Origin of the sequence: Paraburkholderia sp. BR10923, from assembly GCF_040948765.1 — a bacterium.
Lineage (GTDB): Bacteria > Pseudomonadota > Gammaproteobacteria > Burkholderiales > Burkholderiaceae > Paraburkholderia > Paraburkholderia youngii.
Genome location: NZ_JBFPKO010000022.1, coordinates 85,089 through 109,742, shown reverse-complemented (window position 1 = coordinate 109,742; position 24,654 = coordinate 85,089). Strand labels below are relative to the sequence as shown.

The 24,654-nt window shown below is 65.4% G+C and carries 22 protein-coding genes; 14 read left to right on the top strand and 8 right to left on the bottom strand.

What is annotated here, in order from left to right:
• The first annotated feature begins 57 nt into the window (after nucleotides 1–57).
• The 7 genes from pilM to AB3X94_RS31375 all read left to right on the top strand — a co-directional run bounded on the left by pilM (nucleotide 58) and on the right by AB3X94_RS31375 (nucleotide 7,484).
• On the top strand, nucleotides 58–1,047 hold the full coding sequence (pilM, locus tag AB3X94_RS31405; protein ID WP_368613590.1) for a pilus assembly protein PilM: 990 nt from the start codon (nucleotides 58–60) through the stop codon (nucleotides 1,045–1,047).
• Nucleotides 1,044–1,739, top strand: a complete 696-nt coding sequence (locus AB3X94_RS31400; protein ID WP_368613589.1) for a fimbrial assembly protein — start codon at nucleotides 1,044–1,046, stop codon at nucleotides 1,737–1,739. The genes pilM and AB3X94_RS31400 overlap by 4 nt, the downstream gene beginning before the upstream one ends.
• On the top strand, nucleotides 1,736–2,671 hold the full coding sequence (locus AB3X94_RS31395; RefSeq protein WP_176110114.1) for a hypothetical protein: 936 nt from the start codon (nucleotides 1,736–1,738) through the stop codon (nucleotides 2,669–2,671). Before AB3X94_RS31400 ends, AB3X94_RS31395 begins: the two co-directional genes overlap by 4 nt.
• Nucleotides 2,668–4,386 carry a type IV pilus secretin PilQ gene (locus AB3X94_RS31390; protein WP_368613588.1) on the top strand — a complete coding sequence of 573 codons (1,719 nt, stop codon included), beginning with the start codon at nucleotides 2,668–2,670 and terminating at the stop codon, nucleotides 4,384–4,386. The genes AB3X94_RS31395 and AB3X94_RS31390 overlap by 4 nt, the downstream gene beginning before the upstream one ends.
• A 114-nt stretch (nucleotides 4,387–4,500) precedes the next feature.
• A complete protein-coding gene (locus tag AB3X94_RS31385) occupies nucleotides 4,501–5,052 on the top strand; it encodes a shikimate kinase (protein ID WP_026228368.1) in 552 nt (183 codons plus the stop codon).
• Nucleotides 5,052–6,137 carry a 3-dehydroquinate synthase gene (gene aroB / locus AB3X94_RS31380; RefSeq protein WP_176110116.1) on the top strand — a complete coding sequence of 362 codons (1,086 nt, stop codon included), beginning with the start codon at nucleotides 5,052–5,054 and terminating at the stop codon, nucleotides 6,135–6,137. The genes AB3X94_RS31385 and aroB overlap by 1 nt, the downstream gene beginning before the upstream one ends.
• 159 nt (nucleotides 6,138–6,296) lie before the next feature.
• Complete coding sequence (locus tag AB3X94_RS31375) at nucleotides 6,297–7,484, top strand: deoxyguanosinetriphosphate triphosphohydrolase (protein WP_312883647.1); 1,188 nt, start codon at nucleotides 6,297–6,299, stop codon at nucleotides 7,482–7,484.
• A gap of 102 nt (nucleotides 7,485–7,586) precedes the next feature.
• On the opposite strand, the gene AB3X94_RS31370 is transcribed toward AB3X94_RS31375, so the two are convergent.
• Entirely contained in the window at nucleotides 7,587–7,967 is a 381-nt protein-coding gene (locus tag AB3X94_RS31370) for a YqjD family protein (RefSeq protein ID WP_176110117.1), read from the bottom strand.
• A 364-nt stretch (nucleotides 7,968–8,331) separates the two neighbouring features.
• Nucleotides 8,332–9,057, bottom strand: a complete 726-nt coding sequence (locus AB3X94_RS31365) for an OmpW family protein (protein WP_013090728.1) — start codon at nucleotides 9,055–9,057, stop codon at nucleotides 8,332–8,334.
• 187 nt (nucleotides 9,058–9,244) lie between these two features.
• Between AB3X94_RS31365 and AB3X94_RS31360 the strand changes: the two genes are divergently transcribed.
• The 4 genes from AB3X94_RS31360 to AB3X94_RS31345 all read left to right on the top strand — a co-directional run bounded on the left by AB3X94_RS31360 (nucleotide 9,245) and on the right by AB3X94_RS31345 (nucleotide 17,843).
• Nucleotides 9,245–9,952, top strand: a complete 708-nt coding sequence (locus tag AB3X94_RS31360) for a transposase (RefSeq protein WP_013090727.1) — start codon at nucleotides 9,245–9,247, stop codon at nucleotides 9,950–9,952.
• A 350-nt stretch (nucleotides 9,953–10,302) separates the two neighbouring features.
• The gene (locus AB3X94_RS31355) at nucleotides 10,303–15,006 is read left to right on the top strand and encodes a glutamate synthase-related protein (RefSeq protein WP_176110118.1); all 4,704 of its coding nucleotides are present in this window, start codon (nucleotides 10,303–10,305) and stop codon (nucleotides 15,004–15,006) included.
• 102 nt (nucleotides 15,007–15,108) lie between these two features.
• The gene (locus AB3X94_RS31350; RefSeq protein WP_176110119.1) at nucleotides 15,109–16,578 is read left to right on the top strand and encodes a glutamate synthase subunit beta; all 1,470 of its coding nucleotides are present in this window, start codon (nucleotides 15,109–15,111) and stop codon (nucleotides 16,576–16,578) included.
• Nucleotides 16,579–16,967: 389 nt separating this feature from the next.
• The gene (locus AB3X94_RS31345; protein WP_368613587.1) at nucleotides 16,968–17,843 is read left to right on the top strand and encodes a tyrosine-protein phosphatase; all 876 of its coding nucleotides are present in this window, start codon (nucleotides 16,968–16,970) and stop codon (nucleotides 17,841–17,843) included.
• Nucleotides 17,844–18,016: 173 nt separating this feature from the next.
• On the opposite strand, the gene AB3X94_RS31340 is transcribed toward AB3X94_RS31345, so the two are convergent.
• The 3 genes from AB3X94_RS31340 to AB3X94_RS31330 all read right to left on the bottom strand — a co-directional run bounded on the left by AB3X94_RS31340 (nucleotide 18,017) and on the right by AB3X94_RS31330 (nucleotide 20,614).
• The gene (locus tag AB3X94_RS31340; RefSeq protein WP_368613586.1) at nucleotides 18,017–19,324 is read right to left on the bottom strand and encodes an ATP-binding protein; all 1,308 of its coding nucleotides are present in this window, start codon (nucleotides 19,322–19,324) and stop codon (nucleotides 18,017–18,019) included.
• Nucleotides 19,321–20,061, bottom strand: a complete 741-nt coding sequence (locus AB3X94_RS31335; protein WP_176110122.1) for a response regulator — start codon at nucleotides 20,059–20,061, stop codon at nucleotides 19,321–19,323. The genes AB3X94_RS31340 and AB3X94_RS31335 overlap by 4 nt, the downstream gene beginning before the upstream one ends.
• Nucleotides 20,062–20,314: 253 nt before the next feature.
• Nucleotides 20,315–20,614 (bottom strand): hypothetical protein, encoded by a 300-nt coding sequence (locus AB3X94_RS31330; RefSeq protein ID WP_368613585.1) that lies wholly within the window; start codon nucleotides 20,612–20,614, stop codon nucleotides 20,315–20,317.
• 82 nt (nucleotides 20,615–20,696) lie between these two features.
• On the opposite strand from AB3X94_RS31330, the gene AB3X94_RS31325 reads away from it, so the two are divergent.
• The 3 genes from AB3X94_RS31325 (at nucleotide 20,697) to AB3X94_RS31315 (ending at nucleotide 22,356) form a co-directional block, all read left to right on the top strand.
• Nucleotides 20,697–20,855: a DUF6726 family protein gene (locus AB3X94_RS31325; RefSeq protein WP_368613584.1), complete on the top strand. Its 159-nt coding sequence runs from the start codon at nucleotides 20,697–20,699 to the stop codon at nucleotides 20,853–20,855.
• A gap of 3 nt (nucleotides 20,856–20,858) precedes the next feature.
• Nucleotides 20,859–21,572 (top strand): hypothetical protein, encoded by a 714-nt coding sequence (locus tag AB3X94_RS31320; protein WP_176110124.1) that lies wholly within the window; start codon nucleotides 20,859–20,861, stop codon nucleotides 21,570–21,572.
• A gap of 112 nt (nucleotides 21,573–21,684) precedes the next feature.
• Nucleotides 21,685–22,356 carry a flagellar basal body L-ring protein FlgH gene (locus tag AB3X94_RS31315; RefSeq protein WP_176110125.1) on the top strand — a complete coding sequence of 224 codons (672 nt, stop codon included), beginning with the start codon at nucleotides 21,685–21,687 and terminating at the stop codon, nucleotides 22,354–22,356.
• Between the two features lie 91 nt (nucleotides 22,357–22,447).
• Here the strand turns inward: AB3X94_RS31315 and AB3X94_RS31310 are convergent, their stop codons facing one another.
• The 3 genes from AB3X94_RS31310 to AB3X94_RS31300 all read right to left on the bottom strand — a co-directional run bounded on the left by AB3X94_RS31310 (nucleotide 22,448) and on the right by AB3X94_RS31300 (nucleotide 24,499).
• Nucleotides 22,448–23,191 carry a response regulator gene (locus tag AB3X94_RS31310; RefSeq protein ID WP_176110126.1) on the bottom strand — a complete coding sequence of 248 codons (744 nt, stop codon included), beginning with the start codon at nucleotides 23,189–23,191 and terminating at the stop codon, nucleotides 22,448–22,450.
• Between the two features lie 101 nt (nucleotides 23,192–23,292).
• Complete coding sequence (locus tag AB3X94_RS31305) at nucleotides 23,293–23,961, bottom strand: hypothetical protein (protein ID WP_368613583.1); 669 nt, start codon at nucleotides 23,959–23,961, stop codon at nucleotides 23,293–23,295.
• Nucleotides 23,962–24,025: 64 nt separating this feature from the next.
• Nucleotides 24,026–24,499, bottom strand: a complete 474-nt coding sequence (locus AB3X94_RS31300) for a hypothetical protein (RefSeq protein ID WP_368613582.1) — start codon at nucleotides 24,497–24,499, stop codon at nucleotides 24,026–24,028.
• Nucleotides 24,500–24,654 lie beyond the last annotated feature (155 nt).

Here is a 24,654-nt window from a genome sequence, read left to right as displayed (position 1 = left end):
AGGACGCGCGTCTGCCGACAATGATCCCTCGTTATTCGCGTTCAGAGGGAGGGCGGTATGGCTTATAGAAATTCATGGCTTCAGGCGGTGAGGGAGGGCCGGCAGCGTTTCGCCGCCGGCATCGACGTCGGCTCGCAAAACGTGCGTCTCGTGGTGGTGAGTCAACGCGCACGGGGTGCGCTGCATCTCGAACATATCAGCACGGTGCCGCTCGCGGCCGGCGTGATGGCGGGCGCCGAGATCGTCGATCGGCAGGCCGTTTCGCGGGCATTGCGCGATGCGTTCGCCGGCTTGCCGCGCGTATGCGCGACGCACGCGCTGCGCTGCGCGATGGCGGTGCCTGCGTCGGCCACGCTCACGACGACAGTGCCGCTCGCGCGGCTCGCCGCGCAGAGCGACTGCGAGGCGGAGGACGGCGGCGTCGCGCTCGCCGGACTCGCGCCCGCGGTGATGGGCGAAGCCGAGCGCATCGCCGGGCTCGAGCGTCATGCACTCGCGGTCGACTGGTACGTCGACGAGACGCCGTCTCCGCAGCGCTCGGTGAAGATCGCCGCGACCTCGCGTCAGCATCTGGAAGCGCGGATCGAATGCGCGGCGACCGCGGGCATTTCGCTGTCCGCTATCGATGGCGAACCGCACGCCGCATTGCGCGCACTGCGCCATGCGGCGAGTCGCGAACTCGACCCGAACGAACCGTACGCGGCGGTGTGGGTCGGTACGGACGGCGTGTACGGCTGGAGTGTCGTCGATGGCGCGAACGTCGGCGAGATGCGCTATCCGGCGCCCGAGCATGCCGATCTCGCCGACGCGTTGCGCGATCTCACGCAGGGGCCGGAGTTCGACTGTGCGCTGATCGGCGGCGAAATCGAACTGCTCGACGGCGTCGGCTTTTCGCTCGCCGAGATTGGCGACGTGCTCGGCTGCTCGGCGCTGCCGTTCGAGTGCGCGCTGCTCGGCAGCCACGCACGGCCGCTCGACGACGCGTTGCTGCACGAGCCGGCTGGCGCGGTCGCGTTTGGGCTCGCGTTGCGTGGGGTGCTGGAATGAGGGGCGCTCTGTCGTTTTCATCTGGCGTGGCCGCGAGTCCCAATCGGTGTGACCAGCGTGCCGCTGTGCCGTGGCTAGGCGGCTTCAATCTGCTGCCGTACCGCCAACGCAACGCGCGACTCGCACGGCGCCGCTGCATGCGCGACTGGGCCGTGGCGGCGTGCGTCGGTGCCGCGGGCGTGCTGCTCGTCGCCGCTTGGCAGAGCTTTGCCGCGGCGCGGTTGGATGCGCGGCGCGCAGCAGTCGAGCAGGCGCTCACCCCGCTCGCTGCGCCGCTCGCGGAGCACGCGAAGTTGTCGCGGGCCGAACAGGCGCAACGCGAAGCCGCGGGGCGCGCCGCGAGTCTCGCGAGGCCGCTCGCGCATCTGCGCGATCTGCTCGACGCGCTGAGCTTCGAGCCCGGCGAGCGCATCGTGTTGCGGCAGTTTCGACAGCGCGAGTACGAGACCGAATTGCTGGCAACTTCGAGCGGCCATCTCGCGTCGGCTGAGTGGCTCAAGCGGCTCGGCGCGATTCACGGCGTGCAGGGCGCGGAGATGCGCGATTTACGTCGGCCGACTGGGAAGGGCGGCGCATCGACGGAACCGACGATTGGCGGACCGGTGGAATTCGATGCGCGCCTGCGCTGGGGCGAACCGCCGCTCCAAGCGACGCACGCGTCGCGGGCCGCACGAAAGGGAGGTGCACGATGAGCACGACATTTTTCGAGCCGGGCGGTGCACCGTACGGCGCCGCGTTCGTTTCACGCTGGGTCAAGCGGGCGCGTATGCCGCTCGAGGCTTGGAGCTCGCACCGTCGCTGGCTTGTCGCGACGGCAATCGCCGCGCTGGTGTTCGCCTTCGGCGCGTACGGCTGGAACACGGCCGATCTCGCCGGACTGGAAGCGAGCCGCGCGGCGCTCGCGCTCGGCACGCAGCGTCTCGCGCAGGCGCGCCACGCGCTAGCGCAGCTGCCGTCGCTGCGCCGTGCAGCCGCGGCGATGCCGGCCACGGTGTCGAGCGCCGTGCAGTGGAATTCCGCCGACGACGTGCGCATCGTCTCCGAGCTGGCCACGCAGAGCGGCGTCCTGTTGCTCGCGGTCGAACCGGGCGCGGCGAGCGGCGAGGGCGTCGAGCGCAAGCGCGAGCTGCAGCTCACCGCGCGCACGGACTTCGTCCACCTGATGGCATTTTTCCACGGGTTAGCGCAACTGCCGGTGCTGATCGTTCCCGTCGATGTGACCGTCAAGCAGGACGGCAAAGGTCTCGCGGTGGCCGCGACGCTGCAGGTGTACGACGCGCTGCGGCCGGCGTCCGCGACCCCGGCTGCGAGCGCCGGCGTAAGCGCTGACGCCGACGAGGCCGCCGCCGACGACGAAGGCCTCGTATTCTTCGATCCGTTCGCGAAGCCGCAGATCTCCGCGAGCGGCGAGCCGGGCGATGTTTCCGAGTTGCGGCTTATCGGTTTGCTGCGCGATCGTACCCGCGGGCTCGCCCTGCTCGACACGCCAGACGGCACGACGACTGTCGCGGCCGGCCAGCAACTGGGCGTCGAGCGGGTCACGCAGCTCGACGCGCTAGGCATTACGCTCGCGAACGGCGGCGCGACGCGCACGCTGACGCTGATGCAGACGGAGGCGTCATGATGCGCACACTCAAGCGATTGAGAGTGGCGATGTTGCGGGGCGAACGCGAGGTCCGTGTCGTCTGCGGGCTGTGTTTCGGGCTCTACTTCGCTGCGACGCTGGGCGGTGGGGTCGCACAGGCAGCGACGCCACCGTTGCTACCGCCGTTGCCGACTTACGCCGCGCTCGACGATCCAGCCGTATCGGCCAATACCGCCCTCGAGACAGCGCCGCTGCCGAGCGGCGGCATCGGCCAGGCGGCGAATCCGTTCGCCTATGTTTCTGCGCCAGGCGCGGCCCCGGACCCGGACACCGTCGAGCCGGCCCCGCGTGCCGCGATAGCGGCCGACGCTTCCCCGGACGACGCCGCCAACGGCCAGATCCTGCCATCGTCGCCAAAACAACCCGCCGTTACCGCCCGCGACGACGGCGCCGGCACGCCCAGTCTGGAGGGCCCGCCGGTTCCGCTGCCGCCGCGGCCGCGCCTCGCCGACGCAGCGGCCGCTGCCGACTCGGGTCTTCCCGCGGGCAACAAGCCGATTTCGCTGAACTTCCAGCATGCGCAACTCGGCGCAGTCCTGAAAGCGTTCGCCGAGTTCACCGGCCTGAACATCGTCGCCAGCGACAAAGTGCGCGGCGCCGTGTCGATACGGCTCGATCAGGTGCCGTGGCGCAACGCGTTCGACACGCTGCTCGACGTCAACAATCTGGCGATGGAGCGCCACGGCAACGTCATCTGGGTCGCGCCCGCCGCCGAACTCGCCGCGCGCGAACGTCAGCGCTTCGAAGCTCACGCGCGCGCCGCGGACCTCGAACCGCTCGCGAGCCGCACGTTCGAGCTGCACTACGCGCACGCCGAGGACGTGCGGCGCCTGCTGACCGGTTCCGGCACCCAGCGCGTGCTGTCCAAACGCGGCGCCGTCACCGCCGATCCGCGCACCAACCTGCTGTTCGTCACCGATCTCGCTGGGCGGCTCGAACAGATCGCGGCGCTGATCGCCTCCGTCGACCGGCCGACTCGCCAGGTGCTGATCGAGGCGCAGATCGTCGAAGGCGACCAGGGCTTTTCGCGCAATCTCGGGGTGCGGCTGTCGGTGGCCGGCACGAGCGCGGATGGTACGTCGAGGGGGCTGACGGGAGGAGCGGACGGCACCGTGTACGATCTGTCGGCCCGTCCGATTTCCGGATTCGATGCCGCGACCGCCGGCCTCACGCTATTCGCGGCGCACGCTACACGGCTGCTCAATATCGAACTCTCGGCGCTCGAATCAGAGGGACATGGGAAAATCGTGTCGAGCCCGCGGGTCGTGACGGCGGACCGGATGAAGGCGATCGTCGAGCAGGGCACCGAGCTGCCATATCAGGCGAAGGTCGGCCAGGGCGTATCTGGCGTGCAGTTTCGCCGCGCGACGCTCAAACTGGAGGTCGAGCCGCAGATCATGCCGGATGGCCGCGTGGTGCTCGATCTAGACGTCGCGAAGGACAGCGTCGGCGAGCAGACCGACGCCGGGCCCGCGATCAACACCAAGCACGTGCAAACGCGCGTCGAGGTCGAGGATGGTGGTACGGTGTCGATCGGCGGAATTTACGAGACTGACGACCGCGACGACGTCGAGCGGGTGCCCATCCTTGGCAAAATACCGGTTCTGGGCGCGTTGTTCCGCCATCGGACTCATCGCGACACGCGCAGTGAACTGGCGGTTTTCATCACGCCGCGCGTGGTGCGGGAAAATTAGGGCATATAGGGCACGCTTGCGCCGCCGTCCGTCGGCGGCGCGCAGGCTCGACAAGGCAGCCGCTTTGCCAGTAAGCTGCGGCACGAACTACACCGGATTAGCCAGAGGACACCGTTGCAAGCGCGGGACGCACACGCCAATGTTTTTTTCGTAGGGCTCATGGGGGCAGGAAAGACCACTGTGGGTCGGGCGGTTGCGCGCCGTCTCGAGCGCCCGTTCTTCGATTCCGACCATGAAATCGAGGCGCGCACGGGCGCGCGCATTCCCGTGATCTTCGAGCTCGAGGGCGAAGCGGGCTTTCGCGATCGCGAAGCCAGCGTGATCTCGGAGCTGACGGCGCGCGACAATATCGTGCTCGCGACCGGCGGCGGCGCGGTGCTGCGGCCGGAAAACCGCGAAGCGCTGAAAAGCCGCGGCCTCGTGATCTATCTGCGCGCCAATCCGCATGACCTGTGGCTGCGCACGCGGCGCGACAAGAATCGTCCGCTGCTGCAAACGGAAGACCCCAAGGCTCGCCTCGAAGCGCTCTATGAAGTGCGCGACCCGCTGTACCGCGAATGCGCGCACTTCGTGATCGAAACCGGCCGGCCTTCGGTCAACGGACTCGTCAACATGGTTCTGATGCAGCTCGAGATGGCCGGCGTCGCCAAACATCCTGCGTCATAATGGACCGTATGATTACCGTCAACGTCGAACTGGGCGAGCGCGCCTACCCCATCCATATCGGTGCCGACCTGATCGGCCAGACCGAGCTGTTCAAGCCGCATATCGCCGGCAACTCGGTCACGATCGTCACCAACAGCACCGTCGATCCGCTTTACGGCGACAAGCTGCGCGCGGCGCTCGCGCCGCTGAACAAGCAGGTGTCCACGGTCGTTCTGCCGGACGGCGAAGCGCACAAGAATCTGCAGACGCTGAACCTGATCTTCGACGCGCTGCTCGGCTCGCGCGCGGACCGCAAGACCACGCTGATCGCGCTCGGCGGCGGTGTGATCGGCGACATGACCGGGTTTGCCGCCGCCTGCTACATGCGCGGCGTGCCGTTCATCCAGGTGCCGACCACGTTGCTGTCGCAGGTGGATTCGTCGGTCGGCGGCAAGACCGGCATCAATCATCCGCTCGGCAAGAACATGATCGGCGCGTTCTACCAGCCGCAGGCGGTGATCGCCGACATCGGGGTATTGCGGTCGCTGCCCGAGCGCGAACTCGCGGCGGGCATCGCCGAAGTCATCAAGACCGGCGCGATCGCCGATGCCGGTTTCTTCACCTGGATCGAGGCCAATATCGAGGCTTTGAACCGCTGCGAACCGGCGGCGTTGACCGAGGCGGTCAAACGTTCCTGCGAGATCAAGGCGTCGGTGGTGGCGCAGGACGAGCGCGAAGGCGGTCTACGCGCGATCCTGAACTTCGGCCATACGTTCGGCCACGCGATCGAAGCCGGGCTCGGTTATGGCGAGTGGCTGCACGGCGAGGCGGTCGGCTGCGGGATGGTGATGGCGGCGGATCTGTCCGTGCGCCTCGGCCATCTGGACGAAGCGTCGCGCAAACGACTCGTCGACGTGGTGCTTGCCGCGCATCTGCCCACGCGTGCCCCCGCTCTCGGCACGGATCGCTACGTCGAGCTGATGCAGATCGACAAGAAAGCGGAAGGCGGCGCGATCAAGTTCATTCTGCTGAAGCGTTTCGGTGAGACGCTGATTACCCGCGCGCCCGACGCCGAAGTGCATGCGACGCTGGCCGCCGCCGTCTAGATTCAGCACGGCCCTGCAGCCACGCTTCGCGCACTCGCGTCACGAGGCGCCGCCCATGTTTCGGAGAACCCGGTGACTGACAGGCGCAGCGACGATATCCAGCATGACTCGACAAGTGCGCGCGCAGGCGCCGGGAACGGCGCGATCGGCGCCACAGCCATCGCTGCGGATGCCGCTGCCGCGATCGCCGCACCCGCCGTCCCCGCGCCGACCCAGCAGGCGCTCGAAGCGCATCTCGCGCCGTACGCGGCGCATTCGAGCCATTCGCGCGGGCGGCGCTATGCGGAAACCGCGCCGAGCGCGCGCACCGAATTTCAGCGCGACCGCGACCGCATCGTCCACTCCACCGCGTTCCGGCGGCTCGAGTACAAGACTCAGGTCTTCGTCAATCACGAGGGCGACCTGTTTCGCACGCGCCTCACCCATAGCCTCGAAGTTGCGCAGATCGCGCGCTCGGTTGCGCGGAATTTGCGCGTCAATGAAGATCTGGTCGAAGCGATTTCGCTGGCGCACGATCTCGGCCATACACCGTTCGGCCATGCCGGCCAGGACGCATTGAACGAATGCATGCGCGAGCACGGCGGCTTCGAGCACAACCTGCAGAGTCTCGCGGTCGTCGACGAACTTGAGGAGCACTACGGAGCATTCAACGGTCTGAACCTGTGCTTTGAGACGCGCGAGGGCATCCTCAAGCATTGCTCGCGCGACAACGCGCGCCGGCTCGGCGAATTGGGCGAGCGCTTTCTCGAAGGACGTCAACCGTCGCTCGAAGCGCAGATCGCCAACGTCGCCGATGAAATCGCGTACAACAATCACGACGTCGACGACGGTTTGCGCTCCGGTCTGCTGTCGCTCGAGCAGCTCGCCGAAGTGGAGCTCTGGCAGACGCATTGTGAGGCGGCGCGCGGCGACTACCCGCAGATCGAAGGACGTCGGCTGATTCACGAGACGGTGCGGCGCGTGATCAATACGCTGATCGTCGATCTGATCGAGACCACGCGGGCCAATCTCGCCCGCTACGCACCGGCGTCACTCGACGACGTGCGTGCGGCGCCCCCGCTCGTCGCGCACAGTGATGCAATCGCCGCGCAGGCCGCGGCGCTCAAACGCTTTCTGTTCAGAAACATGTACCGCCACTATCGTGTGATGCGCATGGCCAACAAGGCACGCCGCGTCGTGGTCGGCCTGTTCGACGCGTTCACCGACGATCCGCGGCTGCTGCCGCCGGACTATCAATCGAGCGATGCGACGCGCCAGCCGCGTCTGATCGCGCATTACATCGCGGGGATGACCGATCGCTACGCGCTGAAGGAGTATCGGCGGCTGTTCGTGATCGACGATAACTAGTCGTTAGCGGCTAGGCGCGGCAAGAGGGCAACGTTCGACCTTGCCGCATCGAAGCGGCCGTCGCGTCTCCTTGCCAGCACCCTCAAGCCGCGCAAGCCAGCGTCATCGCGAACGCGACGCGAACAGCGCTCCCGCCACCAGTGCAAGCCCGCCGACGATCGCAATCGTCTGCCACGGATTTTCATGCACATAGTGATCGGCGTCCGAGATCGCGACGCCCGCGCGGTCGCGCATCGCATCGCGCGTGTCGTTCAGCCGCTCGCGCGCGGCGTCCAGCTGTTTGCGCAGCTTGCCGCGCAAGGCCACGGCGTCGGCCTGCGTGCCGTCGGCCAAGGTCGATTCGAGTTCCGACAGCAGGGTGCGCAACTCGACCGCGATATCTTCGGCCGCATGGCGGCTATGGCGAGCGATGCGCCGCGCACGGCGACTCGCGCTGGTCCAGGATTCGCCGAGGGCGTCTCGCGTATTTGGAAGTGCTGTCATGGTCGCTCCGTCGATGAGTTGAAAGGCCCCGCGCATCGTCGCGCGGACACGCTATGCGCAGACGCAGTATCACGTTGCAGCCTAGGAAACGCCATCTAATGCAACTTCGATGCCAAGCGTCGCATCGCCCGTAACGTGATAGCGCGCGGCTCGCGACACGCTTCGTGTGGCCGTAACGTTGCCAGATATTGCACGCAGTTGCGCCGCATTCGCGTCAAATTTACAAACGCCGATGCCGGACGACACTGCCATGCCGATGCGACGGGGACGCCAAACAAAAACGCCGTCATCTGCTCGATGACGGCGTTCCCCAGGGCGCGAAAATTCGACTACCCTAATTCAAGCCACCTGCTGTCGCGATGCGTTAGAAACGGTAACCGATGTTGACGTAGGTGACGATCGGGTTCAGCTTGATCTTGGTCTGCGATTGCACGGTCAGCGTGCCGACCGGCGTGGTGGCCGCCGAATTGAGCTTCGCGGTCGTGCTGAGCGGCAGGTACGAGATCGACACGCCGGCGAACCAGTGCTGATTGAAGGAGTAATGGAAGCCCGCATTAAACACGGGTTCCCACGAACTATCCGTCGAGACACTGGTCGGACCATGCAGAACGTTGGCTTGGAATGAGCTGTTGGTGATGTGCTCGTCGGTGAACCAGATGCGGCTCACACCGACACCGAGATACGGCCGGAAAGCAGCGGTCGGCGCGTTGAAGTAGTACTTGAACAGCAGAGTCGGGCTCCACTGTTTGGCCTGCCCGATCTTGCCGAACTGCGCGAGGCTACCCGTGCCTGACAGGTCGAAAGTAGGCGGGACGCCAATGACGAATTCGGTGGCGATGTGGTCAGTGACGAAGTATCCGGCGGTGAAGCCGATGGTGTCGGCCGAACCCAGCGAAGCGCCGGTGTTGGCTTCGGTAATGTTGGTTGGGCTACCGCCAATGCTGGTTACGGTCAGCGGGTCGCTGCTCGATTGGGGCGCCAGATGGAACCAGCCCGTCGTGACGTAAAAGCTGCCGGCCGATTGTGCGTGCGCCGCCGTGCTCATGCAGGCAAGCACTGCCATCCCCGTTACGGCCTGTTTTAATTTCATATGTGCTCCTCCAAAAAAGGCCCGCTCATTATGACTACAACGTTTGAAACAAACCATACGCGGCGGTTAGAGTTTTCTCCCTAAGCACCGTATGGTTTCTGGCTTGGCCGCATGGCGCCGAACCTTGCGCGCATGCGGATCTTCGGACCTTCGGGTATATACCAACGCGACTATTGGACACTCCAGCATGGCACGGCTTGCACGTCTTTATGTCCCCGACCAGCCGCAGCACGTCATCCTCCGCGGGCTCGATCAGCAGCCCGCCTTCGTCGACGACCAGGACTACGAGCTTTTCATCGACTGTCTGAAGGCGGCTTCCCGGGACCATCACCTTTCCATCCACGCTTATGCCTTGATGCCGGGCGCCGTGCAACTGCTCGTCACGCCCACCGAGGAGTCGAGTCTGCCCAAGGCGATGCAGGCTGTCGGGCGGCGCTACGTCGCGCACTTCAACCGGCGCTATGCCCGTCGCGGCACCTTGTGGGAGGGCCGTTACCGGGCCACGGTGATCGAAGGCGAGCGTTACTTCCTGCTGGCGAGCAGGGTGGTCGAGATGTGTCCGGTGCGCTTGCAGCTGGTTAACGCGGCGGAGGATTATCGTTGGTCGAGCTATCGTCATCACATCGGCCTTACCCTCGACAGCCTGATCACGGATCACCCTCTCTACTGGTCTCTCGGCAATACGCCGTTCGAGCGACAGCGTGCTTATCGCGAACTGTGCGAGCAGCCGCTCGACGAGCGCGAAGCAAGTCAGCTCCAGCAAGCCACGTTGAAGGGTTGGGTACTCGGCAGCGACACTTACCGCGAATGGGCGGCGCGCGCCGCGAACCGACGTGTGTCCCCGCTACCGCGTGGCCGGCCACGCAAGGTGCGCGAGACGCCGCATACGCAGTGACGCGGCGACACCCGCTACCCAGCACCGCCGATAGAGCGGCTTTAAATTCGAATAAAGCGTTTTGCATCAAAGGACTGCATGAAGACGGCATTTCGTATGCCGTTTTCTTTTGCGCCGAATTGATGTGACACCAATAAAAAATAGCCGCAACGCACCATTTTGGTAATCGGGGGCGGATCACTATGTTTTATTTGCTATTTCCTTGATTCGTCGCGTATATTCCGATTTCCGACGCTTTTCGTCTCGCGCAGTCTGGCTGCGAGAAGAGCGCCGTCGTGGTTGCGAAGCGCACTGCGGCAAAAAAACAATGGTTTAACGGCCTGTCCGGCCTCCTCACAGACGGTGTCCCCATGAACGACCACCAGCAACCGATTCACCCGGTTCCCGCCGCCCAAGGTCTGTACGACCCGCAAAACGAGCACGACGCTTGCGGCGTCGGCTTCGTCGCCCATATCAAGGGCCACAAGAGTCACGAAATCATCCAGCAGGGCTTGAAGATTCTCGAGAACCTCGACCATCGGGGCGCCGTCGGCGCCGATCCGCTGATGGGCGACGGCGCGGGCATCCTGATCCAGATTCCGGACGGCTTCTATCGCGAAGAGATGGCCCGCCAGGGCGTGACGCTGCCGCCGGCTGGCGAATACGGCGTCGGTATGATCTTCCTGCCGAAGGAGCATGCGTCGCGCATCGCCTGCGAACAGGAGCTCGAGCGCACGGTGAAGGCCGAAGGTCAGGTCGTGCTCGGCTGGCGCGACGTGCCGGTCGACCACGCGATGCCGATCTCGCCGACAGTGAAGGCGAGCGAGCCGCTGATCCGCCAGATCTTCATCGGTCGCGGCAAGGACATCATGGTGACCGACGCGCTCGAGCGGAAGCTGTACATCATCCGCAAGACCGCGAGCCACCGCATCCAGGCGCTGAAGCTCAAGCACGGCAAGGAATACTTCGTGCCTTCGTGCTCGGCGCGCACGGTCGTCTACAAGGGTCTGCTGCTCGCGGGTCAGGTCGGCGTCTACTACCGCGACCTGCAGGACGAGCGTGTCGTGTCGGCGCTCGCCCTTGTGCATCAGCGCTTCTCGACCAACACGTTCCCGGCGTGGGAACTGGCACACCCGTACCGCATGATCGCCCACAACGGCGAAATCAACACGGTGAAGGGCAACGTCAACTGGCTGAACGCGCGCACCGGCGCGATCGCCTCGCACGTGCTCGGCGACGATCTGCCGAAGCTCTGGCCGCTGATCTATCCGGGCCAATCGGACACCGCATCGTTCGACAACTGTCTCGAACTGCTGGTGATGGCCGGCTATCCGCTCGTCCACGCGATGATGATGATGATCCCGGAAGCCTGGGAACAGCACACGCTGATGGACGAAAACCGCAAGGCGTTCTACGAATACCACGCCGCGATGATGGAGCCGTGGGACGGCCCCGCCGCGATCGCGTTCACCGACGGCCGCCAGATCGGCGCGACGCTCGACCGTAACGGTCTGCGTCCGGCGCGCTACATCGTCACCGACGACGACCTCGTCATCATGGCGTCGGAAGCCGGCACGCTGCCTATTCCCGAATCGAAGATCGTCAAGAAGTGGCGTCTGCAGCCGGGCAAGATGTTCCTGATCGACATGGAGCACGGCCGCATCATCGACGACAAGGAACTGAAGGACAACCTCGCCAACGCCAAGCCGTACAAGAGCTGGATCGACGCCGTGCGCATCAAGCTCGACGAAATCGAGGCGAAGGCGGAAGACGTCGTCACGGAACGCCGCGAAGCTGCTGCGCTGCTGGATCGCCAGCAGGCGTTCGGCTACACCCAGGAAGACCTGAAGTTCCTGATGGCGCCGATGGCGCAAGCGGGTGAGGAAGCCGTCGGCTCGATGGGCAACGACTCGCCGCTGGCGGTCATGTCCAACAAGAACAAGACGCTCTACCACTACTTCAAGCAGCTATTCGCGCAGGTCACGAACCCGCCGATCGACCCGATCCGTGAAAACATGGTGATGTCGCTCGTGTCGTTCATCGGCCCGAAGCCGAACCTGCTCGACACGAACAACATCAACCCGCCGATGCGTCTCGAAGTGTCGCAGCCGGTGCTCGACTTCAAGGACATCGCGAAGATCCGCGCGATCGATCAGTACACCGGCGGCAAGTTCAGCTCCTATGAACTGAACATCTGCTATCCGGTCGCCTGGGGCAAGGAAGGCATCGAAGCGCGTCTCGCCTCGCTGTGCGCGGAAGCAGTCGATGCGGTCAAGTCCGGCTACAACATGCTGATCGTGTCGGACCGCAAGACCGACCGCGACAACGTCGCGATTCCGGCGCTGCTCGCCACCGCCGCGATCCACACGCACCTCGTGCAGCAAGGTCTGCGCACGAGCACGGGTCTCGTCGTCGAAACCGGTTCGGCGCGTGAAACGCACCACTTCGCGCTGCTCGCGGGCTATGGCGCGGAAGCCGTGCACCCGTACCTCGCGATGGAAACGCTGAGCCAGCTCGCGGCCGGCCTGAAGGGCGACCTGTCGGCGGAGAAGGCGGTCTACAACTTCACGAAGGCGGTCGGCAAGGGCCTGCAGAAGGTCATGTCGAAGATGGGCATTTCGACCTATATGTCGTACACCGGCGCGCAGATTTTCGAAGCGGTCGGTCTTGCGTCGGATCTGGTGGCGAAGTACTTCCACGGCACGTCGTCGAAGGTCGGCGGCATTGGTCTGTTCGACGTCGCGGAAGAAGCGATCCGTCTGCATCGCGAAGCCTTCGGCGACAACCCGGTTCTCGCGAACATGCTCGACGCGGGCGGCGAGTACGCATACCGCGTGCGCGGCGAGGAACACATGTGGACGCCGGATGCGATCGCCAAGCTGCAGCATTCGGCGCGCAGCAACTCGTACCAGACGTACAAGGAATACGCGCATCTGATCAACGATCAGACCAAGCGTCACATGACCTTCCGCGGCCTGTTCGAGTTCAAGTTCGATCCGACCAAGGCGATCCCCCTCGACGAAGTCGAACCGGCGAAGGAAATCGTCAAGCGTTTCGCGACCGGCGCAATGTCGATGGGCTCGATCAGCACCGAAGCGCACGCTACGCTCGCCGTCGCGATGAACCGCATCGGCGGCAAGTCGAACACTGGTGAAGGCGGTGAAGACGCGAACCGTTATCGCAACGAGCTGCGCGGCATTCCGATCAGGAACGGCGACTCGATGAAGTCCGTGATCGGCGACGAAGTGGTCGTCGACATCCCGCTCAAGGAAGGCGATTCGCTGCGCTCGCGCATCAAGCAGGTCGCGTCGGGCCGCTTCGGCGTCACGGCGGAGTACCTCGCGTCGGCCGACCAGATCCAGATCAAGATGGCGCAGGGTGCGAAGCCGGGCGAAGGCGGTCAGCTGCCGGGCCACAAGGTGTCGGACTACATCGGCAAGCTGCGTTACTCGGTGCCGGGCGTCGGCCTCATTTCGCCGCCGCCGCACCACGACATCTACTCGATCGAAGACCTGGCACAGCTGATTCACGATCTGAAGAACGTCAACGCGTCGTCGAGCATCTCGGTGAAGCTCGTGTCGGAGTCGGGCGTCGGTACGGTTGCCGCCGGTGTCGCCAAGGCGAAGGCCGATCACGTCGTGATCGCCGGTCATGACGGTGGCACGGGTGCGTCGCCGCTGTCGTCGATCAAGCATGCGGGCACGCCGTGGGAACTCGGCCTTGCCGAAACGCAGCAGACGCTGGTGCTGAACCGTCTGCGCGGCCGTATCCGCGTGCAGGCCGACGGCCAGATGAAGACTGGCCGCGACGTCGTGATCGGCGCGTTGCTCGGCGCGGACGAATTCGGCTTCGCGACGGCGCCGCTCGTCGTCGAAGGCTGCATCATGATGCGCAAGTGCCATCTGAACACGTGCCCGGTCGGCGTCGCGACGCAAGATCCGGTACTGCGTGCGAAGTTCCAGGGCCAGCCGGAACACGTCGTGAACTTCTTCTTCTTCGTTGCGGAAGAAGCGCGCGAAATCATGGCGCAACTCGGTATCCGCAAGTTCGACGACCTGATCGGCCGCGCGGAACTGCTCGACACGAAGAAGGGCATCGAGCACTGGAAGGCGAAGGGTCTCGACTTCTCGCGCGTGTTCTATCAGCCGCAAGTGCCGGCCGAAGTCGCGCGCAAGCACGTCGACGTGCAGGATCACGGCCTCGACCGCGCACTCGACCACACGCTGATCGAGAAGGCGAAGGCCGCGATCGAGAAGGGCGAGCACGTGTCGTTCATCCAGCCGGTGCGCAACGTGAACCGCACGGTCGGCGCGATGCTGTCGGGCACGATCGCGAAGAAGTATGGCCACGAAGGTCTCGCGGACGACGCGATCCACATCCAGCTGAAAGGCACCGCGGGTCAGAGCTTCGGCGCGTTCCTCGCAAAGGGCATCACGCTGGATCTGGTCGGCGACGGCAACGACTACGTCGGCAAGGGCCTGTCGGGCGGCCGCATCATCATCCGTCCAACCAACGATTTCCGCGGCAAGTCGGAAGAGAACATCATCTGCGGTAACACGGTGATGTACGGCGCGATCGAAGGTGAAGCCTTCTTCCGCGGTGTCGCGGGCGAGCGTTTCTGCGTGCGTAATTCGGGCGCGACGGCGGTCGTCGAAGGCACGGGCGATCACGGCTGCGAATACATGACGGGCGGCACGGTGGTCGTGCTCGGCGAGACGGGCCGTAACTTCGCGGCCGGCATGTCGGGCGGTATCGCGTACGTGTTCGATCCGGACGGCACGTTCGCGAGCAAGTGCAACAAGTCGATGGTTTCGCTCGACCCGGTGCTGCAACAGGCCGAACAGGAGCGCACGGTCGACAAGGGCGTATGGCACCGCGACACGACCGACGAAGCGCTGCTCAAGGGGCTCATCGAGCGTCACTTCCAGTTCACGGGCTCCCCGCGCGCGAAGGCGCTGCTCGAAAACTGGGACGCGGCACGCCGTCAGTTCGTGAAGGTGTTCCCGACCGAATACAAGCGCGCTCTCGGCGAACTCGCCGCGAAGAAGGCGAACAGCGAAGTGCTCGCCGCCTGAGCTGCCGTCGGAAGTCACATTTAGACGTACCCGCCGCGTTCCGATCGATCGACGCGCGGCGGGTCCAGATTACCCCTAGATACAGATAGAGAAGAGAACCACATGGGCAAGGCAACCGGTTTTCTCGAGTTCGAACGTCGCCACGAGACGTACGAGGCTCCGCTCACGCGTGTGAAGCACTACAAGGAATTCGTCGCGGCACTGACCGACGACGAAGCGAAGATTCAAGGCGCGCGTTGCATGGACTGCGGCATTCCGTTCTGCAACAACGGCTGCCCGGTCAACAACATCATCCCGGACTTCAACGACCTGGTGTTCCGTCAGGACTGGAAGAACGCGATCGAAGTGCTGCATTCGACCAACAACTTCCCCGAGTTCACGGGCCGCATCTGCCCGGCGCCGTGCGAAGCGGCGTGCACGCTCGGCATCAACGACGACCCGGTCGGCATCAAGTCGATCGAGCACGCGATCATCGACAAGGCCTGGGCCGAAGGCTGGGTCGCGCCGCAAACGCCGAAGCACAAGACCGGCAAGAAGGTCGCCGTGGTCGGCTCGGGCCCCGCGGGTCTCGCGGCTGCGCAGCAGCTCGCGCGCGCCGGTCATGACGTGACCGTGTTCGAGAAGAACGACCGCATCGGCGGCCTGCTGCGTTATGGCATCCCCGACTTCAAGCTGGAGAAGTGGCAGATCGATCGCCGCATGCGCCAGATGGAAGCCGAAGGCGTGACATTCCGCACCAACGTGTTCATCGGCAAACCGGACTCGTTGCCGGCGCACATCGGCAACACCGCGAAGGAAACCATCACGCCGGCCGAGCTGAATGAGCAGTTCGACGCGGTCGTGATCGCCGGTGGTTCGGAAACGCCGCGCGATCTGCCGGTGCCGGGCCGCGAGCTCGAAGGCGTGTACTACGCGATGGAATTCCTGCCGCAGCAGAACAAGGTCAACGCCGGTGACAAGGTGCCGAACCAGCTGATCGCGAAGGGCAAGCACGTCGTCGTGATCGGCGGTGGCGATACCGGTTCGGACTGCGTGGGTACGTCGAACCGTCATGGCGCGAAGAGCGTCACGCAGTTCGAACTCCTGCCGCAGCCGCCGGAAGAAGAGAACAAGCCGCTCGTGTGGCCGTACTGGCCGATCAAGCTGCGCACGTCGTCGTCGCACGAGGAAGGCTGCGAGCGCGATTGGGCGGTTGCGACCAAGCGCCTCGAAGGTAAGAACGGCAAGGTCGAGAAGCTGATCGCCGCGCGCGTCGAATGGAAGGACGGCAAGATGGTCGAAGTGCCGAACTCCGAATTCGAAATGAAGGCCGACCTCGTGCTGCTCGCGATGGGCTTTACGCAGCCGGTCTCCCCGGTGCTCGAAGCATTCGGCGTCGACAAGGATGCGCGCGGCAATGTGCGCGCCACGACCGAGGGCGACAAGGCGTATTACACGTCGGTGAACAAGGTGTTCACGGCGGGCGACATGCGTCGCGGCCAGTCGCTCGTGGTATGGGCGATCCGCGAAGGCCGTCAGTGCGCACGTTCGGTCGATGCGTTCCTGATGGGTCATTCGGAACTGCCGCGTTAAGCGTCTTCAATTTGCAGGAAGACGTGGAGACGACAAGGTGCCCCATGAAGGACACCTGTAGCGGTAAAGCGATGCAGTAAGAAAGAAACCGGGCTCGCCTGAAAGGGGGAGCCCGGTTTTCTTTTGCCTCGTCGCAGTGCGTCATGTCCGCGTCATTTGCGACAGCGCGCGAGCGTCACGCGGCATTTATTGGCGCGCACCCGGCCCTCTTTTTCTCTTACAAACCGCTACGATGTAACGCAAAACTTATTGGTCAACGTTAAACTGCGTCTGCAGCCCGGCTGCCCACTCGATCCTCCTATAATCCGTCGCCTCCGATGCCCGTCACCGCGAAAAACCGTTCGCCTTTCCGCGCCCTTACGAGCACGACCGTGCCCGTGGAGCGCGGCATGCTGGGCGAAACGTCGGCGGCGCGGCGACGCTTTCTGAGGGGCTCGGCCGGTGCGATGCTGGCCGCGGGTTTCGGCAGCACGCTGCTATCCGCGTGCGGCGGCAGTCTCGAAGCCGAGCAGCCGGCTACGCCGCGACTCGTGTCGGTCAGCAATTTCCGCGATGTCGGCGGCGCGGGTGCCGGCTATCTGACCGTCGACGGCAAGCAGATGCGGCGCGGCGTGTTCTTTCGCGCGAATGCGCTGACGCTGAGCGGCACGGACGCGGTGACGCTCGACAAGCTCGGCATCGTGTCGGTCTACGACCTGCGCACGCCCGCGGAAATCGCGCGCACCGCCGACGTGCTGCCGGGCGGCGCGACATCCTCCGCCCTGAATGTGCTCGGCACGAACGACTTCGTTACACCCCCGGTCGATTCGCCCGTCGACGCCGTCGCGTTCATGCAGGCTCAGGCGCGCGCGTATGTGACGGGCGGCCCGCAGCGAGCCGCCTATGGCGCGTTGCTCGGCGCGCTCGCCAACGGCACGGGCGCGCAGCTATTCCACTCGAGTGCGGGCAAGGACCGCGCGGGCTGGGTCGCGGCGCTGCTGCTCAGCATCGCCAACGTTCCGCTCGACGTGATCATGCAGGACTACCTGCTGAGCAACGTCTATCTCGCGCCATCGATCGCTGCGCAAACTACCACGCTGCGCGCGCAGGAAGGCGCGGCCATCGCCGCGGCGAGAGCGCCGTTGTTCGACGTCGACGAGAATTATCTGCAGGCGGGCTTCGACCAGGTCCAGGCGAGCTACGGCACGATGGCGAACTATTTAACGCAAGGCCTCGGTCTTTCCACCGCGACGGTCGACGCGCTGCGCAATCGGCTCGTGCATTGACGCGCTTCGGCCGTCCGATAGCGAAAAAAAAGTCCGCCCCAGAGGAGCGGGCGGACGGAGAAGGGCGGCATCGAGGTTGCCGGGGGCGACTATAAGGCCGCGACCCGCGCGACAGTCGATGCGGTAAGGGCAGGTAAGTGCCCCGGTCCGCGTCCCCTTACCTGCGAGCATCCTCACGTCAGCGCCGGGTCCACCGGCAATTCGATCCGTACCTCGAGCCCGCCCCGCGCATGATTGCGCACGAGGCAGCGTCCGCCGCGATGGTGCGCGAGCCGCGCGACGATCGCGAGACCGAGGCCGCAATGGCCTTCGCCGCCGCGCGCGGCGTCGAGCCGCACGAACGGCTTCATCGCCGCGGCGATGCGGTCGTCGGGAATGCCGGGGCCGTGGTCGCGCACGCTGATGATCCAATGACCGTCGTTGCACGCGGTTGAGATTTCCACCGGCGGCATGCCATGTTCGAGCGCGTTGTCGACGAGGTTCGTCACGAGCCGGTCGAGCAGCGTGCGCGGCAGCGTGAACGAGGGGCCAGCGCGCAAGTCGAGTGCGAAAAGCTGGGTTTCGGCGGGGTCCGCCGCTTCGGCGGGTTCGGCGGCCTCCGCGTAATCGCCCGAGGAAAACTGCTCGCGCAAGAACTCGTCGACTTCGACCGGCGGTCCGGCATCCGCCGATTGGCCCGCGAATTCGAGGAACTGCTGGACGATGTTGGTCAGCGAATCGACGTCGCGGATCAGGCCGGCACGCTCGTTTTCGTCGACCAGCACGCTCGCGCGCAGCTTCAGGCGCGTGAGCGGCGCCTTCAGATCATGCGCGACGCCGGCGAGCATCACCGCCTGGTCGTCGCCGGCTTCGTTCAGGCGCCGCATCATGTCGTTGAACGAGCCGATCAGATCGCGCAGTTCGCGCGGGCCCTGCACCGGCACGGGGTCAGGCCGGCCGCCCGAGCCGAATGCGCGCGACGCATCGGCGACGCGCAGCAACGGCCGTTGCATCTGCCAAACCGCGAACAACGACAGGATCAACCCGGCGGCCAGCATCGAGACCGATTCGATCAGAAAGCGCGGCGGCGGCGGGACATCGACCGGCACGACGACCCAGTTCGACTTGCCCGGAAACAGCACCCACAGTTGCGGCGGACGCAGATCGTCGACGGCGATCTGCGTGCCGGCCGGCAGGTTCTCGCGCAGATGCCGGCTCAACTCGACCAGCATATGCTCGTGCGGCTCGCGCAGATGCACGCTGGTCGGCATGTTCCAGGTGGGTACCAGATGCACGCGCATCGCCGGCGCGAGCGCGGTGCCCTTGATCGGCTCGCCGTTGATCGCCTGCAGCACCAGCAGAATGCCGCGCGCGAAGCCGTCGATCTCATGGCGCGGCGGCTGCATCGTCACCAGCACGAACCAGCTCGCCTGAATCGCGAACAGCACCGCCGCCGACAGCAACGCCATTCTGCCGAACAGCGTGTTCAGCGGATTTCTCATGCGCTCGGGGCGGCCCCGTCCTCGAAGGGGGTGCCATTGGCGTCGGGCACGAACACATAGCCCTTGCCGCGCACCGTTTGCACATAGCACGGGTTCGACGGGTCGTCCTCGATCACGCGGCGCAGGCGCCAGATCGGCACGTCGAGGCTGCGGTCGCGGAACGCGAGGTTGTCGCGATGCACGAGATCGTGAATCAGCACGCGCGACAGCACCTTGTACGGGTTGTTGACGAAGATCTTCAGCAGCGCGAATTCGCTGTCGCGCAGCGGCAGCTTGGCGTCGTCGCGGGTCAGCGAGCGCGTCGCGAAGTCCAGTTCGAACGGACCGAAGCGATAGCGCTTGCGTGCTTCCGGCGCGCTCGTGGTGGATGGCCCGCGCCGGCGCAGCACGGTCTGGATGCGCACCAGCAGTTCGCGCGGATCGAATGGCTTGGTCAGATAGTCGTCCGCGCCGAGCGAGAGACCGACGATGCGATCGGCCACCGTGCCGCGCGCAGTCACGAAGATCACCGGGATGTCGTCGCCGGCGGCGCGCAACGCGGTGAGCGCGCGCAGGCCGTCGGTGTTCGGCATCATGATGTCGAGTACGACGACTGACGGCCGCTCGCGCTCGAGACGACGCTGCAAATGAGTGCCGTCATGCAGCACGGACGCATCGAAGCCGTTCGACTGCAGAAACTTGCAAAGCAGATCGCGTACGACCGGATCGTCGTCGACGATAAGGACCTGTGGATTCATGGCGAAATTCTAGACGGGCGCGCCCGACGCGCGACCGCGCATTTCCTTACCAACGCTTACTGTGCGCCACGTGGCGCTGGCGGGCTTGCGCCGGGGCGGATCAGCGAAGGTTCCGCGCCTACTTTAGCACTGCCTGATCCTGCTCTCCGCACGACCGCCACGCGATGACAACACCTGGCAAGCACTCGAAAGCCCTCGCAAGCCCACGGAACGGGTCGTAACAACCGCGCGAAAGCATGCTTTGCTTCGCCCATCATCGGCGCCTGCGCGGCGCGATGATTCGTTCCGCAGCAAGTCGCGCCGCACGCCGAACGAGGCCAGCTGCCTCGGATGACGGCTCGCGGCGCTCAACCGACACCCGCGCAATGCGCGCCTTCGCGAGGTCCATCATGACGATCCACAACACCCTCAGTTCCACGCCGTTCTCCACGCTGGCGAAGACACCAGCCACGGAGAAGTCCGCCAGTTCCAGCACCACTGGTGCAGCGGCGAAATCGCAGCAAAGCAGCGCGCTCGCGCAGCCTGCACTGCCTGCGCCGGGGACGGGGCTCATCGGCCACCTGGTCAACACGACCGCGTGAACCGGCGAGGTCCGCGTGCCGTTATCCAGAACTACTGAGCATCGGCGTCGCGTCGTGGCGTGGCTCGTTGCCGGCGCGCTGCTGTTGCCGCTCGGCGGCTGCGGCGCCGCGGCGCTGCCATGCCGGGTCACGGCGGCGACCCTGAAAGTGCTGCCGGTCGTCGGCCGTGCGGCGGCGACGCCTTTCGACATGTGTGCTTCCGCGATCGATTGAATCATGATGCTCACCAGGATGGTTGGTGCATTGATGCTGCTCGGCGGTGTGCTGTCGTGCGCCGCGCATGCGCAGCCTGTCGCGCGCAGTCCGAAGGCGGCCAGCGCGGCATCGAATAGCGTCGTCACCGACACGCGGCGGCGCTCGCCGGATGCGCCGTTTTCGTTTCGCGGCGTCGCGCTCGGCATCACGATCGACGAATTCCGCGCGGGCTCGGCCGTGCGCGCGACGCCGGTCGGCAGCGTGCCGATCTGCGAGACCGACGTGCAGGCAGGTGCGCTCGGCATGCGGCTGAAATCGCACGATAGCCTGAGCGTCGCGTGCCGCTGGGCGCATCGCGATGATCAGCGCTGGGCGGTCTCGCAGGCGGTGGTCGATGGCGCGCCGGCGCTCGAACACGTGATGCGCTTCACGCGCATCGACGGGCAAGGCGCATTGCGTCTCTACGAGATGTCGTTCGTGATCGACGAGCTGACCGCGGAGGATCTGCGCGACGCGCTCGAGGATCGTTATGGGCCGCCGCGTCTCGCGACGCGCAACGCGGCGGCGCCGGGCGCGATGCCGATGTACGTATGGGAGAACGCGGTCAGTTCGATCACGCTGTGCTTTCTGCCGGGCAGCCGCAACGGTACGCTCACGTATCTGCTGAAGGGCTCGGATACGTGGATGAAAGCGGTCGTGCGGCAGTGGCAGGCGAGCGGCGCCGACGCGGGCTGATGATTGCCTGGCAAGCCTGATTATCGGTGCGAACCCAACGCCGAAAGCGGATGGCGTCTGGCTAGCGCCGCCACGCTTTAACTCCATTTCATCCTTTCGCCACGGAGCCAGCATGACCACGCTACGTCTGACCCTCGTGCTCGGCGCCGCGAGCTGTCTCGCGGCCTGTTCGAGCACGCAGACCAGGTCGATCGTCGAAACGCCGATGGCGCCGCCGCTCGCGTCCGCGCCGCTGAACGTCAACACGCAAGGCGCGATCTATCAGGCCGGTGCGCCGCTGCTGCTGTATGAGACGCCGCGCGCGCAGCATATCGGCGACGTGCTGACGATCCGGCTGTCCGAATCGTATAGCGGCAACAACAGCGCGAGCGCATCGGCGAACCGTGCGAGCAGCATCACCGCGACCGCCGCGGACCAATCGACGAACGCCGCCGCGCGGCTCGCGAAACTGTTCAACATCGGCTCGGCCAGCACCGACTACAAGGGGCAAGGCAATCTGCGCGACATCAGCGATATGACGGGCACGCTCGCCGTGACCGTGATCGGCACCGTGTCGGGCGGCAATCTCGTCGTGTCGGGCGAGAAGGTGATCGCGATGAGCGGTACCCGCGACCGTCTTCGGTTGTCGGGCATCGTCAATCCCAAGGATATCGAAGCAGGCAATTACGTTGCGTCGAGCAAGGTCGCGAACGCGCGCATCGAACAGGCGGGCCTCGGCATGGTCAACGACGCGACGACGATGGGCTGGCTGCAGCGGATGTTTCTGAGTGTGCTGACGTTTTGACCGTCAGCCGCGTCAGCCGCGTCAGCGCGCTGCGCGTAGTGCGCGACGCGCAGATCGCATCGACTGGCTCCGATCAGATCGACTCGCGCCGCTAGCCGGGCGGCGGCGCGAGCCCGCGTTCGGCGGCGCCGATTTCGCCATCCGGCACGAACACGTAGCCGCGTCCCCACACCGTCTGCACGTAGCGCGGTTCCGACGGGTCCACTTCGATCAGCCGACGCAAGCGCCAGATCGATACGTCGAGACTGCGATTGCGATGCGCTTCGCTATTGCCGTGCAGTTTCTCGAGCAGCTGCGCACGTGTGAGCACGGTCATCGCGTGCGTGACGAACACCTTCAGCATCGCGAATTCGCTCGAACGCAGCGTGATGCGTTCGCCGTCGCGGCGCAGTTCGCGCGCGGGGAAGTTCACTTCGAAGCGGCCGAAATGATAGGGCGCGCGTTGCTCCGGCGCGCCTGGCGCGATCGAGCCGCGACGCCGCAGCACCGTGCGAATCCGCGCGACGAGCTCGCTCGGTTCGAACGGCTTGCCGAGATAGTCGTCGGCGCCGAGTTCGAGGCCGATCACGCGATCGATCGGATCGGCGCGCGCGGTCAGCAGAATCACGGGAATGTCGTCGCCGGCGACGCGCAACGCGCGCAGCGCGCTGATCCCATCGAGCTCCGGCATCATGATGTCGAGCACGACGAGCGCGGGACGCTCCTGCTGCAATCTGCGCTGCAACGCCAAGCCATTTTCGAGGGTGGAGACGTTGAAGCCGCGCCCGTGCAGATATTCGCTGACGAGCTCGCGTACAACGGGATCGTCATCGACGATCAGGATGGTCTGGTTCATTCAGGTCATCTTAGTGATGCGCACGGGCCGCGCAAAGCGCATACCGCTTTCCAATCCTTTCCCGTGTAAGGCGCTGCAAGCGAACGCACAGCCGCGGGTCTTCAGCGGGTCGGCGGGAAGGCCTGCGAGGTTTGCAGGGTCTGCTGTTGCTGCTCCTGACGCGCGAAATCGGTCCGATCGACGACCATCCGCTCGATCAACCCGCCGAGCTTCACCGAGGCAGACGAGAAGCGGTCGGTGTTCAGGCCGCCGGTCTGATAGCGCGCGGTGACGAGAATGCGGCCGCTCTGGATCAGTGTCAGATCGATGATCGACAGGTACTGGATGGATTCGTCGCTGAACGAGCGGCGCCCATAGTCGATCGCGGCGTTGTAGACGAGCCGCGCTTCGCAGCCGGCCGGCGAGGTTCCCGGATTGTAGACGTCCGAACGAATGCCGCGCCGCTCGAGCGCGAGCTGCAGCGCCGGCACGAAATCGCCGACCGACACCGTCGGATTCACTTCGATGCACACGTGCTGCACATCGGCGGGCCGGCCGTTGACGAAGGTCGGCGACGAGTAGTTCGACGCGATCGCGTAGCCGGCCTGGATCACGGAGCCGCTGGCGTCGGCGGCCTGGATCAGCGTCCATGCGCAGCCGTCGAGCGTGAGCGTCAGCGTCGCGGCGAAGGCGGCGAGGGCGCAGCGACGCCGCGCTATCAGCGAGGCAACCCGACCCGGACGCGAAGGCTTGGTTGCGGCTGGCGCGCGCACGGTCGGCGGCGAGGTCATGAGGCAGCGCCCGATCCCGGTCACAAGATTCGCTGGGTCATCGAAAGCAGCGACGGCCGCGCGCTCAGCGCGTCACGCGCAGTCGCAGTTCGTTCTGGCCTTGCACGCTCGCGGTGACGTTCACGCGGCGCGCGTCGGTGGTCACGACGAAATGCTGGCGCACCGGTGTGTTGACGTCGTGCACGACGCGCGGAAAGCAGGCGGCGATGTCGGCGCCGAGTTCTTCGAGCGGATCGTTGATGACGCCGTCGGCTTGCCAGTGCGCGCGCCAGTGGCAGTCGTACGCGTGCGCGGTAGCGCGGCAATCGTCGGAATGGGAGACGCCCGGCAGTTGCGCGGCGGTCTCGTTCGGCAGTTGCCGGAAATCGCTCGCATCGACGATGTGCGTGAGCGCCGCGCAGATATCCGCAGGCTGGTTCGGCTCGGCGGTTTGCGCGGCGTCGACGGTGTTTGTGAAGAGCAGCGCCGCGCCGCAGGCGAGCGCGAGGCGCGGGAGCAAAGTCGGGAGCAGAGGTGAAACACGGCGAGCGAATGACATGGGCGAGAAGTCCGGAGAGCGGTTGCGATCAAAGACGTGACTAACGTCAACGAAGGCCGACGCATGGCGCGGCCCGTACGACTATCGTCGCTGCTCGCGGGCATTTTCAAAGCGCGGAACAGCTTGCGCGCTTCGCAAATGCTTCCGAACTCTTC

Excerpts from the sequence above, each read along its gene's own strand:
- AB3X94_RS31335 (WP_176110122.1), bottom strand. The coding sequence starts at position 20,061 with ATGAATCCACAGGTCCTTATCGTCGACGACGATCCGGTCGTACGCGAT.
- AB3X94_RS31320 (WP_176110124.1), top strand. The coding sequence starts at position 20,859 with ATGATGCTCACCAGGATGGTTGGTGCATTGATGCTGCTCGGCGGTGTG.
- AB3X94_RS31350 (WP_176110119.1), top strand. The coding sequence starts at position 15,109 with ATGGGCAAGGCAACCGGTTTTCTCGAGTTCGAACGTCGCCACGAGACG.
- AB3X94_RS31315 (WP_176110125.1), top strand. The coding sequence starts at position 21,685 with ATGACCACGCTACGTCTGACCCTCGTGCTCGGCGCCGCGAGCTGTCTC.
- AB3X94_RS31370 (WP_176110117.1), bottom strand. The coding sequence starts at position 7,967 with ATGACAGCACTTCCAAATACGCGAGACGCCCTCGGCGAATCCTGGACC.
- AB3X94_RS31300 (WP_368613582.1), bottom strand. The coding sequence starts at position 24,499 with ATGTCATTCGCTCGCCGTGTTTCACCTCTGCTCCCGACTTTGCTCCCG.
- AB3X94_RS31360 (WP_013090727.1), top strand. The coding sequence starts at position 9,245 with ATGGCACGGCTTGCACGTCTTTATGTCCCCGACCAGCCGCAGCACGTC.
- AB3X94_RS31305 (WP_368613583.1), bottom strand. The coding sequence starts at position 23,961 with ATGACCTCGCCGCCGACCGTGCGCGCGCCAGCCGCAACCAAGCCTTCG.
- AB3X94_RS31345 (WP_368613587.1), top strand. The coding sequence starts at position 16,968 with ATGCTGGGCGAAACGTCGGCGGCGCGGCGACGCTTTCTGAGGGGCTCG.
- AB3X94_RS31365 (WP_013090728.1), bottom strand. The coding sequence starts at position 9,057 with ATGAAATTAAAACAGGCCGTAACGGGGATGGCAGTGCTTGCCTGCATG.
- AB3X94_RS31395 (WP_176110114.1), top strand. The coding sequence starts at position 1,736 with ATGAGCACGACATTTTTCGAGCCGGGCGGTGCACCGTACGGCGCCGCG.
- aroB (WP_176110116.1), top strand. The coding sequence starts at position 5,052 with ATGGACCGTATGATTACCGTCAACGTCGAACTGGGCGAGCGCGCCTAC.
- pilM (WP_368613590.1), top strand. The coding sequence starts at position 58 with ATGGCTTATAGAAATTCATGGCTTCAGGCGGTGAGGGAGGGCCGGCAG.
- AB3X94_RS31330 (WP_368613585.1), bottom strand. The coding sequence starts at position 20,614 with ATGAGCCCCGTCCCCGGCGCAGGCAGTGCAGGCTGCGCGAGCGCGCTG.
- AB3X94_RS31310 (WP_176110126.1), bottom strand. The coding sequence starts at position 23,191 with ATGAACCAGACCATCCTGATCGTCGATGACGATCCCGTTGTACGCGAG.
- AB3X94_RS31390 (WP_368613588.1), top strand. The coding sequence starts at position 2,668 with ATGATGCGCACACTCAAGCGATTGAGAGTGGCGATGTTGCGGGGCGAA.
- AB3X94_RS31355 (WP_176110118.1), top strand. The coding sequence starts at position 10,303 with ATGAACGACCACCAGCAACCGATTCACCCGGTTCCCGCCGCCCAAGGT.
- AB3X94_RS31340 (WP_368613586.1), bottom strand. The coding sequence starts at position 19,324 with ATGAGAAATCCGCTGAACACGCTGTTCGGCAGAATGGCGTTGCTGTCG.
- AB3X94_RS31400 (WP_368613589.1), top strand. The coding sequence starts at position 1,044 with ATGAGGGGCGCTCTGTCGTTTTCATCTGGCGTGGCCGCGAGTCCCAAT.